This is a genomic window from Thermostichus sp. MS-CIW-23 (assembly GCF_054059455.1).
Genome location: NZ_JBSSCC010000003.1, coordinates 64,254 through 76,194 on the forward strand (window position 1 = coordinate 64,254; position 11,941 = coordinate 76,194).

The 11,941-nt window shown below is 55.5% G+C and carries 13 protein-coding genes; 2 read left to right on the forward strand and 11 right to left on the reverse strand.

The genetic code is table 11. The features are described 5' to 3' along the window. Positions 1–66 precede the first annotated feature (66 nt). The 10 genes from ACVW0B_RS02050 to ACVW0B_RS02095 form a co-directional block, all read right to left on the reverse strand. On the reverse strand, positions 67–1,038 hold the full coding sequence (locus ACVW0B_RS02050; protein WP_414421451.1) for a DUF3685 domain-containing protein: 972 nt from the start codon (positions 1,036–1,038) through the stop codon (positions 67–69). Between the two features lie 43 nt (positions 1,039–1,081). Next, positions 1,082–1,567, reverse strand: coding sequence for a hypothetical protein (locus tag ACVW0B_RS02055; RefSeq protein ID WP_457490820.1), 486 nt, complete (start codon positions 1,565–1,567; stop codon positions 1,082–1,084). 405 nt (positions 1,568–1,972) lie between these two features. Continuing rightward, complete coding sequence (locus ACVW0B_RS02060) at positions 1,973–2,932, reverse strand: RAMP superfamily CRISPR-associated protein (protein ID WP_457490821.1); 960 nt, start codon at positions 2,930–2,932, stop codon at positions 1,973–1,975. After that, positions 2,866–3,981, reverse strand: coding sequence for a type III-B CRISPR module-associated Cmr3 family protein (locus tag ACVW0B_RS02065; RefSeq protein ID WP_457490822.1), 1,116 nt, complete (start codon positions 3,979–3,981; stop codon positions 2,866–2,868). Before ACVW0B_RS02065 ends, ACVW0B_RS02060 begins: the two co-directional genes overlap by 67 nt. A gap of 5 nt (positions 3,982–3,986) precedes the next feature. Beyond that, positions 3,987–6,470 carry a type III-B CRISPR-associated protein Cas10/Cmr2 gene (gene cas10 / locus ACVW0B_RS02070; RefSeq protein ID WP_457490823.1) on the reverse strand — a complete coding sequence of 828 codons (2,484 nt, stop codon included), beginning with the start codon at positions 6,468–6,470 and terminating at the stop codon, positions 3,987–3,989. Beyond that, positions 6,403–7,131 (reverse strand): hypothetical protein, encoded by a 729-nt coding sequence (locus ACVW0B_RS02075; protein WP_457490824.1) that lies wholly within the window; start codon positions 7,129–7,131, stop codon positions 6,403–6,405. The genes cas10 and ACVW0B_RS02075 overlap by 68 nt, the downstream gene beginning before the upstream one ends. Positions 7,132–7,227: 96 nt before the next feature. Continuing rightward, positions 7,228–7,506 carry a CRISPR-associated endonuclease Cas2 gene (cas2, locus tag ACVW0B_RS02080; RefSeq protein WP_414421458.1) on the reverse strand — a complete coding sequence of 93 codons (279 nt, stop codon included), beginning with the start codon at positions 7,504–7,506 and terminating at the stop codon, positions 7,228–7,230. A gap of 70 nt (positions 7,507–7,576) precedes the next feature. Then, the gene (locus tag ACVW0B_RS02085) at positions 7,577–7,825 is read right to left on the reverse strand and encodes a CRISPR-associated endonuclease Cas1 (protein WP_457490825.1); all 249 of its coding nucleotides are present in this window, start codon (positions 7,823–7,825) and stop codon (positions 7,577–7,579) included. Between the two features lie 373 nt (positions 7,826–8,198). Next, on the reverse strand, positions 8,199–9,065 hold the full coding sequence (locus tag ACVW0B_RS02090) for a SpoIID/LytB domain-containing protein (protein ID WP_457490542.1): 867 nt from the start codon (positions 9,063–9,065) through the stop codon (positions 8,199–8,201). A gap of 130 nt (positions 9,066–9,195) precedes the next feature. Next, positions 9,196–10,497, reverse strand: coding sequence for an MFS transporter (locus tag ACVW0B_RS02095; protein ID WP_457490826.1), 1,302 nt, complete (start codon positions 10,495–10,497; stop codon positions 9,196–9,198). Between the two features lie 231 nt (positions 10,498–10,728). On the opposite strand from ACVW0B_RS02095, the gene yidD reads away from it, so the two are divergent. Beyond that, positions 10,729–10,998 carry a membrane protein insertion efficiency factor YidD gene (gene yidD / locus ACVW0B_RS02100; RefSeq protein WP_414344078.1) on the forward strand — a complete coding sequence of 90 codons (270 nt, stop codon included), beginning with the start codon at positions 10,729–10,731 and terminating at the stop codon, positions 10,996–10,998. A gap of 17 nt (positions 10,999–11,015) precedes the next feature. Here yidD and ACVW0B_RS02105 read toward each other — a convergent pair whose 3' ends face one another. Beyond that, on the reverse strand, positions 11,016–11,399 hold the full coding sequence (locus ACVW0B_RS02105; RefSeq protein WP_011432209.1) for a RidA family protein: 384 nt from the start codon (positions 11,397–11,399) through the stop codon (positions 11,016–11,018). A 183-nt stretch (positions 11,400–11,582) separates the two neighbouring features. Here ACVW0B_RS02105 and ACVW0B_RS02110 point away from each other — a divergent pair, with 183 nt between their 5' ends. Next, positions 11,583–11,933: a phenylpyruvate tautomerase MIF-related protein gene (locus tag ACVW0B_RS02110; RefSeq protein ID WP_414357213.1), complete on the forward strand. Its 351-nt coding sequence runs from the start codon at positions 11,583–11,585 to the stop codon at positions 11,931–11,933. The last annotated feature ends 8 nt before the right edge of the window (positions 11,934–11,941 follow it).

The window sequence follows — 11,941 nt, forward strand, 5'->3', positions numbered from 1 at the left end:
CCTGCCTTAAGCAAGTTTTAATGCTCAGGACGCCAAATTGCTATCAAATATTACGGATGGGATGGATTATAACTGGGAGGATTCTTGGGAGCGATTGTTTTGCAATGTACTGCCAATACCCTGCAAAATCCCCCGCCCAATCAAGCCCAAGCCCCGCCCAATGATCCGGGTGAGCAGGTAGGCACTGGTACGGCCAATGTAATTTGCCACCGCCCGCAGTATGGGTGCCACCGCATCTTGAAACTCCAACCAGAGGGTGACCAGCCAGGGAATGCCCCGGAGTTGGGCCAGTTCCGCCGTGCGCCCCGCATACACCGGGTACAGGACAATCGCCTGGTCTTGGATACGCAAAAGTTGATAACAACTCTCAAAAATCGCCCGGGGTTCGTCCCAGTAGCGTTGCCAGCGGTAGCGTTGGGAAAGTTGGTTGCGGAGCCGTTCGGTTTCCCGGGTAGAGAGCAGGTTGCGGCGATAAAACCGTTGCTTCACCGATTCATGGTGGGGAAAGCAGTTGAGCAGGGGTTGCACCACCCCGTTGGCGACCTGGATCACCAGATTTTCCAGGAGGATGGCGGCGTGGTCGCTGGCGATTTGGCTGTTGGCCGCATACAAGACCCCATCAATGCCCAGGGGCGTTTGAAAGAGATGAAAGCTAAAAAGGTCCTTGACCAGGGGAATTTTGTCTAAAATCAGGGCGCGCACCGTGTCCCGTTGTGCTAGGAGGATGTCAATCACATCCTGCCCGTCAATGGTGTAATAACGTCCGACAAAATCCGTCAGGGCTTCCTGCCACAGCCGTTCCACCAACTCGGGGCAACGGGGGGTCAGTGCCTCGGGGGTGATGCGGGCTTCGAGCAATTCCGCCAGCAGGGCTTCCCACCGATTGAGAATGGTATTCCACAGTTCCCGTTGTTTTTCAAACCGGAGCAGGTCGGTTTCCAATAATAGATTGCTGGTGTTGGTCAGGGGTTGGTTGAATTTTTGCCGCACCTGGCTCAATCGTTCCCCACTGGGGAGGGCAGGGGGGGGAGTCGCCACGGCGGGGGGGCCAACACGGCTCCCGGTCGCCACAGCCAGGTGATCAACCGGCGGGCGGCGTGCAATTCCCGGATGCGCCCCCGGGTGATCTGGGTTGCCAGCCAGGGACGGGGACGTTGGGCCCATTGCTGGCATTGCGCCAGGGCCGTCTCAATTTGCGCCAAACCCTGGGTATACAACTCGGAACGCCAGCGGGGGGTGAGGATGGCCGGTTGCAACCAGGGGGAATAGCCCCCAAGATGGCCTGCATCCATTGCCAGAGGGTCGCCGCCGGGGTGTACCGTTCCACATACGCCGCTAGCCCCAGTTGTTGAAATTGTAAAAGCTGATCCCGGCTCACCGGGGGGCCCAGGGCGAGGATGGGCAGGTGGGGGTAACGGCGGCGCAGGGATTGGCACAGGGGAATGTCCACCGGTTCCAAATCCACCACCAGCAAATTCACCAGGGGTTGGGTCTGTTGCAACCGTTCGCTCAAGAGATTTTGCAAATCCCCCGGTTGGTCGCTGGCCAAAGTTTGGATCCGCTGCATTAATTCTCTGGAATCTAAGGAATTATTTTCATTAACCAGTTGTCCCAATAAAGAAGTCCAGACAGGAACTGTTCTCTGTCTTACTTTACCCTCTTGAGCATTGGACTGGTTAACATATCCTATGGCCGAGAGTAAGCCAAAAACTCTCAGGTGCTGGGAAAGTCGGAGCACTGCGTTGAGATCTTCCTGAGAAAGAGACTGTTTCCCCTGAGATTTTATGTACTGTTGGATGTGTTTATAGGCTAGCAGGCTGATATGCTCCGGGCGCACGCCTGTTGGTTGTTGCTCAGACGACGTAGGAACAGGGGATCTGTCTATTGGCGGGTTGGTTAGCTTTGCTCTCCAATTTGGGATTTGGAGGAACGGGCTTAGGAGAGCTCTTGGCGTACTTGTTTTTCGACATCCTTAAACTCCTGCGGTGTTTTCAGATTTGGCTTGTAGAGCGGGCGGAGAAGCATTGGAGACCCATCCTTGAACCCAGCCTCGTCCAACGTTGGCTTGTCCTCCTACTTGGAACAAACCTTGAAGAATGTTGATCAAAATCTCATGTTCTTGGGTGAGATCTTGCTGATAGGGCAGGGGGCTATATCCCCAAGTAAAATAAAGAATCGTGTCACGAGGGATGCACACATCTGTCCAAAACACTTCTGCCGAGCCTACTTGGTTAGCTCCTTCAGGATCTTCCTGAATCTTGTTACGGATCTGCGTCCAAAGGGAGTGCTCCATCAAGATCTGGAAATCGCTGTTGGGAAGAATGATCCGATTGTGTTTCCAGGTTTTTTGGGTATCCCCCTGTAAAACAGTAGGCCACTCCCCAACCAGTGAGAAGGTTTGCCCTTCAGGGAGTTTCTCAACATGCACTTCTGCGTCTGCCACAACATAAACACCAGGTTTTGTTCCTACAGGGGTTCTGGGGAGAACTGGAAGAGGCTGACGGCACAGCAAGGCGTGATCTCGCAGTAGGGAATGACAGCTCACCCAACAGAAAACGGAATCGGATCCCTCTAGAGACATGGTGCGCATCGGCACCCACAGTAAACGGGCATCTCCAAACCAGACTTGGTGAACCCCCATCTGGCCGTCTTTTTGGAGTTCCCGTCCAAAGAGGGTATCAGCGATTTCTGGATCTTGGAGTGTCACCTCGTTCCGCAGGCTTCCTCGTAAAGAGGATCCTGGGATGTAGGGAAAGTTGGTGTGAGATTCACGGGCAATTTCCAGGATATTGCCTAAGTCGCCTTCTCCACCGCAATGGATGGGGGCAAGGCTGTAAAGATAGCCAACGCGAAAGTCAGGTTGAATCATTTTACAATTCCCCACAAAAGTGTTCCGTAATTTAATGATGCAAAGGTCTGGGACTGGGCGCATGGATTGCCTATAAGCTGCCTTGGCAGTGGTGGATCCTCCTTGAAGTGATACACTGTGCCGGCGGGGATGAAAGCCCGTTGAGGTAGCAGCGCAAAGTCTAATCGCTCACTGCCCTGTCGCCGAACCGCAGAAATTCCACCCCATAGCAAGGCCCGATCCGTGGCGCATCCCGCCAGATAAGGCTGCCACTGGGAGGGATAGGCCTGATAGATGCGGGGATCCGCTTCAGGCTGCGCTAGGCCCGGAGTGAGGAGATAAGCCACCCGACCCGTCCCCTGCCGAAATCGCTCCCAATCGATGCCAGGATCCCAATCTTCCAGAGGCGTGACCAAGGCGCGATGTCCCTCTCCCCCCAGGCGAACGGTGGTGGTCGGGATCCGAGCACTGATGGCTGCCGCCAATCGCCATCCCCACCGCAGTCGGGTTGCCACCTCGGTGAAGTAGCCAGCTTCATCTTTCACCTGGCGGGTATCGGGTTTGATGTCGATGTGAGGTAACACCTGGGTATCCCAGGGATCCTCATGAAAGTCGTCGGCATGGGGTAGGGATCCTTGGAGATAAGCACTCAGTGCCGAGGCCCGCATCCAGGGGTGGGGACGGCCTTTGATGTACTCCCCTTTTTTGAGAGAGGGGGGCACCAGGGGCGGGAGTTTTTGATCATCCCAGCCGATAGGTTTCCAAGGATCCCCCTCAGCCGGCTGTAGGCGAGAGTATTGGTCTCCCCGGACTTTCTCTTCGAAGTTGTCTTCTGGGGTCGTGTCTGGATCGGCATGGGGATCCGATTGACCCGTAGCCAACAGATCTTTGGGAGTCGGTAGCCAGAGCGTATCTCGCTCATCCGGGAGAAATGGCCCCAGGAACTTGAGATTTCGAGCCTTGTCTGAGGTGTAGGGCAGGGCGGAGCGTAGCGCTTGAAAGATCGTGGTGGGCATAGGGGGAAATAATCCTTTCGCCCAGGATCCCTCGCCGGGAGAAAAAGGTTTGCTCTCGCGGAAGAGCAGCACATCGACAGGCTCTAGGGCATACCAGTGCAGTTGGGTTTCAGACATGAGAATTACCTGCCTTGTGGAAATAAATCTTCAACAATTTCCTGAGGTTTTTTGATCCAATCATCTCGTTGTTTTTTCTTGTCTATCCAAAAGGCTGAGAATCTCAAGAGATTACCCAAATCTACCGGAGTGGCGCCCAGAGCCTCTGACTTGCCTTGAAACTCGAATGCCCAGCTTTCCCAGGCATTGATCCAGTTCACCAAAAGCTCCCGAACAGGTTCCAGCTTCTCAGCTCGGTCTAGTCGCGCCAAAATCGTGGTGGTGGCCAGCTTAAACAGCTTGTTATTTGCAGAGATCACACAGCGCAGCGGCAGTTCTTCGGCCAAACGATATAGCACTGGCCCCAGATCCAGTTCCGGCCCTTGCTTTAACCAGTCCCACCATTGCTCCAGCAGTTCCCCTTTCATCAGGGCCTCCAAGGTATTCCCGGATTGGTAAATGACCCGGAAGCAAAGACCATCCTTGCCAGGGATCTTCTTGGCTCGATGCTTCTCAGCTTCCCAGAGATTTTCCAGGACGGTGGGCAGAGGGATCCCTTTGTTGGCGATCACCACGCCGATGCTCATGGTGGCTCCTTCGCCCATGGTGAAAAGGGGACGATTGGGCAGGCCGGAGAGATCTTTACCCGGCTGGGGATGCCAAAATCCTCCTTCAAATCTGAACTCGTCTTTGGGATCCGCTTTCCCACACCAAGCTGCACGCAGGGAGAGGAGATATTCGGGCAAATCTTCTAGGGGCAGCAAAGCCATGACATCATCCCCGCCACTGTAGACCACCCGACCGCAGAAGCGTTTTTCCGTTAAGTAAGGAACCAGCCGATTGGAGAAATCCAACAAGGCTCGGTTGAGGCCCACGTGGGTGGCCGGCCCCATGCGCTTTTTGACATTCTTCAAAAGCTGCTGCCACTCCAAGCCATTTTTCTTCAATTGATCGGCAACTCCTTCGGCCAGGTAGGTTTCGTAGGGGTGCAGCCTGGAGCCGCTGACATACTTGCCCATGTTGTCTCCATCCGCCAGTACAATCACCCACCAGTCGGAGGGACTGCCCCCGGTTAGACCCACCTGTCGATGGGCTTGATCCACGGCTTCTCGCAATAGGGCAATATCTTCAGGATCCTGGAGCCCCAGATCGTCCACCAGCCATCTGCTGGAAAACATCACTCCGTTGTAGGGTGCTTCTCCCCTCGTCCGCTGGGAGAGGGGTTGGGGATCAGGAATCATTTGCTCATCCGTCTTCGGCACCTGAAAAGGGCGGCGAGTCAGGGATCCAAATCGATCTCGATATTCCGGCAGAACTTGTCGGATCTGCTTCTCCAACACGTGCCAATACTGTTTCACCTTTTCGGGAGCATCATGGGCAAAGCGGGCTGCTGCAATGGAGCTGAGGTTGGGAAACCGGATCAGGTTTTCCAGATCGTCCTCTTCTTCGGCTACTCCCAGAGAGTTGGCAATGCCCCCATACTTCCAGGCCATGCGTTTGGTCAGTTCCACCGCGTTCAACATCTCCGAGCCATTGAAAAGCCCCGGATAAACTTCGGCCATCAGTTTCCAGAACATGCGCAGGGATCCCGCCGGTAGCCCTGCCCCTTCACAGAATCGATCCCGATAGAGCAGATTGGGGTGAACTGCACTGTACATGCCTGAGAGGGTAGACCGCTCCCCAGGGGCCACTGGGACCTGCCAGGTACGGGTATTTTTGATGGCCTGAATCGACTGGCCCAGACGCGCCTGCAAGCTGCCCCACCAGGTGCCCACATTCAAATTTCCGTAGGCTTTTTCTTCAGGGTTGGTCGGCAATTCAAATCGGCTTTGAGCTAGAGTTTGCTGGGATTCTTTCCAGGACTTGTAGTCGGGATCTTTAGTTTTGGCTTGCAAAGGCTTGTCGGGATCCCCCAGCGGAACCAGAGTCCAATAGCTTTCCCAAGTATGATCTAGCTGAGCCTCCCAAAGCTTATTCCATTCCCAATTGGATTGGTGCTTCCATTTCTCAAACTCTCTTTCGTAGTTGATGTGGGATCCTTCGGTAGTTCCCATGGTTGGGGCAATTTTTTCCCATATTTCCGATCCTCTATCATTGAGAGTTTGTACACATCTCTCACGAATATGATCTCGGACTTTAGTTCCAACCTCTTTCCAGATTTTGCGCATCTCCTGCGTGATTTTTTCTGCAAAGGCTTTGGCCTCTTCTCTGGGCACCAGAGCCGTGATCACGTTGGGAAATCCGGCAGTGCTTAGACTGGTGGACACGTGATCGTTGAATCGAGTTATGGGAGTGGATCCCTGGGCATCTCCATGGCAGTTATCAAGCCGGTCAATCTCTCGGAAATAGCACTCAAACTCCGGGAACTTCTTCAGGATCCAGGCATCGATGATCTCTTGACCCCACAGAGAAGGGGTAATCACGGCATCCGGCCCGTAGCGCTCAGCAATGAACCAGCAGAGGCGGGCACTCAGGTAGTGCAGCAGATAGGATCCAGACCAAAAGTCCAATAATTTCCTGGAAGATTTGATAAACTCTTGCACTGGAGAGAAGGTGAACAACATAAAGATCAGCGCGAGAGATCGGATCCGAGGGTTGCCACTCACGCGGGAACAAGGCCCCGGCCAGCGCCGAGACAATACTGTTGTGATCGTGGATGGGACAGTCTGGGATGCGAGTGTCGGCAGGCAACAAAAGAGCGGCGGGAGTGTTGATCCCAGTTTCTTGAACCACCAACTGGGGATAAAACCGCCAGAACCACCAGAAGGCTTTTTCCGGATCTGCATGGCGCACCTGCTCATAGGGGATGATCCGATTTTGAATCTCTTCCAGTTGTGCTTCGGTTAGCTGATTCCAAATCTGGATATCCTGCTTTTCTCCAGACAGAGGGTGACGCACTTCCACTTGGGTAAGCCCGCCCAGTTGCTCCGCATCTTTATAGACGTTTCTGATGGTCAATCGATCTGAGGCAGCAGCAATATGATCCGAAATCACCCCCTGATGAGACTGCCACCACTCCTCCAACTCCGCCCCGTGATGATACAACTCCGCCACCTGCTGCCAAGGGCCTTTGCCGTTTTTGTACTGATACAAAGACTTGAGCTGGGGATCGTGTAGCAGGGCAAACAGTTTTCGACGAAAATAGGCTGTTGTTTCCACCGATTTTTCCATTAGTTCCACTTCCTCCTGAACACTTGAACAACAGCATAAATGGGTACCTATATCCTGCTGCCACCGGTAACGCGAACGGCAAAATAGTTCATATTGCTAAACAACAAGGGATCCCGGCGGGGAGAGCACCCCTGGCCCACCCCAACTTTCCACCTTGGCCAGGGTGTGGTCGGTGAGGGGATAGAAACGAACGTGGTCTTCCGGCAAACGGAGACGAGGTTGAAGTCGGCGTTTCAAGTCTTGGTACTGATGCTGCTCCAGTCGGCATTCAAAGACGCTGTACTGAACCCGCCGGCCATAGCCTTCAAGCAAGTCAGAGACTTTCTTGCGTCGTTTGTTGTCGGGGATGTCGTAGGTGATGACGTAGAGCTGCATGTGGGATCCCCTCAGCGGATGAGGAACGGCAAGTAAACAGGGATCTGATCATTTACAAACTGCTTGTAGGTCAGCACCTGCCGGTTGATGACGGCCCAGCACAGTACCCCATGTGGGAAAGATAGGCGATGGGGATGTTGGGCTCTAGGCAACTCTGGATCAGTTGGGTTGTGACTTGGGCATGGCCAAAGATCAAAATCTGATCCAAGTGGGGCAATTGAGCCTGTTGAAGAACAGCTCCAGCCCGTTTGACAACCAGGCGTTCCTGGTCGAGGCTGAGGTAGCAATCCTGTTGGGACACATAGAGTGTTCTACCCATGAGGCCACTCCCAGAAGCCTAAAATTGAAGCTGAGGTGGGAACAAAACGGGGTCTTCTTCAAGTTAAAAGTCAGGCCCAAAAATGCTGTAAGGGAAGATGCGAATGGCGAAAAAGCAGAGCAGGGTTTCTGGTGTGGGATCCGTTCGTGACGGTGCGCTCCTGATGAAAGATCTGCAAACCCTGAGACACTACGGCATCCTTGGGGATCTGGTGTATCGTTGGGGCTACTATCTCGGCTCTAGCACCATGACCGAAGTGGAGTCCAACGCCGCCCTCAGCGAGGGGATCCCAAAGCCCAAGAGGTCTTTCAGGCCCAAAAGCCGCGGTTCGGTTGACGCAGACGAGACAGAGCAAATCAGGGCACTGAAGGTCTCACTCTGGCAAACGAGCAAAGCTGACCCCTCGGTAGTAGTAGGCCAAAATTTGGCGGTAAGTCCAGCCTCGGCGGGCCAATTCTTGGGCGCCCCACTGGCTCATGCCAATGCCATGCCCAAACTTGGGATAGGGGCTGACATCCGGTAAGCTCATCAAATAAGGGATCCCACTCACCCCGACGGTTTGGCCGCCGCTGCTGGCGCTGTACATGGCATTGACAAACTGACCCCCATACACCATGACCACACCACGGGTGGCTTGTGTTGCTTCCAGGGCGGCTGCCGACCGCTGGGAAAGCCCTCGGTACACCTGGGAGCGAGTATCGCTAAACACATCAAACCAACCGCGGGAATTGCGATGGTAAAGAACGTAGCTGCGGGCTGCCACCGCTTGCGCCTTCAGGGCTTCTGGGAAGAACCGGGATCCCATTTCTGCATCCACCACACTGGCCACATAGTCTTCTAGATCCACGTAGTTGATGGCCATCACCATGTTGTAGCCAGTCAAGAGCACCTTGCCCGAGTACCAGCGGCCATTCACTGCCACCAGGCCACCCTCCTGAGGTTCGATGAACAGCACCGGGTCAACCACCCCATGCAGACGCACCCCTTGAGGGCTGGGCTGAGCCAAAAACCCTTGCATAGGGGGCAGATCTGCCAGCACCTCTCCCCGACCGTTGATCAGTTGGGCAGGGAGAGAAACGCCTACCACCAGAGGGGCAGTGGTATCGGCCAATTGCACTCGCACTGTCACCCCCCAGACAGACTCCACCCATCCCCAGAAGGCACTGACCACCAGGGATCCCATCAGGGCCAGCCAATGCCGCGCTTCCATAGCCCGTGCCCAGAGTTGCTTTTTGTACACCAACTCCAACTTAGGATAGGGCGAGTTTCCAGAAATGGGCCGGTTTGTCTGTAGAAACTGCAGAGGGCTTGAGTCTCAATTCAGGTGTGGATCAGGTGTGGAGCAGGGGAGATCTGATAGAGATATGAGACTATCTATGAACGGGATCCCGTCTCCAGCGGAGCGGGCTGACCCGGTGGCTCCAGGAGGTCGGGTTGCGGCTGTCCTCCAGACAACCCGAAAGGCTGTCCGGCCCCAGGCCCAAGGCAAAGCGCAGCGAGTCCCCCGGTCGCCCATTGGAGAAGAAGAGAAAAGAACCCAAGGAAGCCAAGGAAAGAAGAGCCGCATAGCCAAACATGGCTCGATAGCCGGATCCCGCTGCTAAGGTGCCCAAAAGGGGCCCCGCCAGGCCAATGCCCAAATCAAACCCGCACATCACCAAGCTAAACAGGCGACCCCGCTCCGCCGGCTCCGAGCGATCGGCCACGAGGGCAGAGATGAGAGGGATCAAAGTACCAAAACCGCAACCCACCACGATCCCAGCAGCCAGAAAAGCGCCGGTGCTGTTGGCAACAATCAGGATCCCCATTGCCAAGGCATAGGTGGCCAAGCTGAGGGAGATAAATGGCCCCCGCCCATAGCGATCGGAAGCGCGACCGGTGAGCAGGCGCACTCCAAAGCTGGCAAAGGCCACTGCCGTATAAAAAAGACCTGGATTCAGGGGAGCTCCGGCTTCTTGGATTAACAAGGCCACAAAGGTGGTCTGGGTGCCGAAGGCCAACCCCACCAAAAACATCACCCAAGCGAGGGAGCGCACCTTCGGGCTGCCCAGAAAGCTCCAGAAGGCCCCATCCATCGGCAGGGATCCCCAATGCTCACGCCGCTGTTCTCGAACCAGTTGGGTACAAAGAAAGCCCACCAACCCCAGCAGAGCAGAGAAGAGAAACGAAGGGCCATAGCCGGCAAACTCCTGCAAAAAGCCGCCCAAAGCAGGGCCAATGGCTGCGCCGATCGGATTGACCAAACTCATGTAGCCCAGGATCTCACCCCGTTTTTCTTCTGGGGCAAAATCCACCACCAAAGTCACATAGGCCGTGGCAAAAGCGGCGATGCTAACCCCATGAAAGGCTCGCACCAGCGCTACCCATGGGATCCAATCGGAGAGCCAGTATCCTATGGGGGCCATCCCCACCACCCCCATGCCGATAAGCAGCACGATCTGCCGGCTGTGGCCATCCGCCAGGCGACCCAACGCAGGGCGAAAGGCCAGCAACCCAATCGAAAAGGCCCCCATTACCCAGCCCACTTGCTGGCTGGTGCCACCGGCATCTCTGACGTAGAGAGGCAACGTGGGCAGCAGCGAGGATAAACTGGCCCAAAAGAGCAGCCCAGCCACAAACAAAATGCCCAAGTTGCGCCGCTGTGCCGGCTGCAGCTGCCCGAATACCCTCACGCCAACTCCTTATGCAAAATGGAACTCAAAGCGTTCTCCCAGAACCGCGCCCTAGGATAAGCCCACCTTCGCCGGATCCCTCAGCCCGAAATATTTAGGTGCTAACCTTTCTGATTGTAACCGTATGGTCTGGGGCTGGGAACCGGCCCTGCTCGCCTTTGCAGGCGCCTCCAGTCTGGGATAACAGCTAACCTCAAGTTACCTAGAGATGCGCTTTTTGGACTCCGACCCATGCCTGAACGATCGGATCCCCTCACTCGCAGCTTGATTGCCCTGATCCGGGGTTACCAGGTGGGTATTTCTCCTTGGCTGCCGCCTGCTTGTCGCTACTACCCCACCTGCTCCCAGTACACCTTGGAAGCGGTGCGGCGCTACGGTGCCCTACGTGGGGGTTGGCTGGGGCTCCGTCGCCTCTGTCGCTGTCATCCCTGGCACCCAGGGGGCTACGATCCAGTTCCCGATTTGCCGGGATCCGCGCCGACCCAGAAACCATTCCGCTAGCCGGACTCAGGAGACATTTAGGTCGATTGTGGGTAGCAGGCCACAACCTCGATTTCTACTCGGGCATTGAGGGGCAGGCGAGCCACCTGCACGCAAGAGCGGGCCGGAGCCGGATCGGTGGCAAAAAACTCTCGATAAACCTCGTTCATGGCCGCAAAGTCCTCCATATCGGCCAGGAAAACCGTTGTCTTCACCACATTGGCAAGAGTGGTGCCCCCCGCTTCCAGCACTGCCTGCACGTTCAGCAACGCCTGCCGAGTTTGAGAAACAATGTCCTCCCCCACCAGTTTGCCGGTTTTGGGATCCAGGCCCACCTGTCCGGCGGTGAACAGAAACGGCCCCAGAGCAGTAACGCCCTGGCTGTAAGGGCCGACAGGAGCGGGGGCAGCCTCAGTTTGCACAGCACAAGGGCCTGGCCCGATTTGGCCCTGCTGGTGGCCGATCTCTGGCTGGGCCGGCTTCGTCTGCTCCATAGAGGTTTGCCCAACTCTGTCGCTACGCTACCACAGGTGGATTGCCGAAGAGCGGGGCTGAGAATGCCAAGATGAATTTCAAGATGAATTTGTTGATAGGGAGAGGGATCCATGCCTTTGATCAAGCTGCAAACGTCTGTGCAACCAGAAGCCGCCGCGGTAGGGGAACTGCTCAAGGTGCTGTCTGCTGCTCTGTCTGAACAGTTGGGCAAGTCGGAAGCCTACGTGATGACTGCCTTTGAAGGTGGGATCCCGATGACCTTTGCCGGCAGTGGGGATCCCTGTTGCTACGTGGAAATCAAGAGTATCGGGCAATTTTCCGCCCAACAAACCCGGGCCATGAGCGAGTTTTTTTGTGGCACCATCGAGGCCCGATTGGGGATCCCCAAGAAGAGGATTTACATTGAGTTCAGCGATGCCAAAGGCTATCTTTGGGGATGGAACGGCACGACTTTCGGGTAAAGATACCT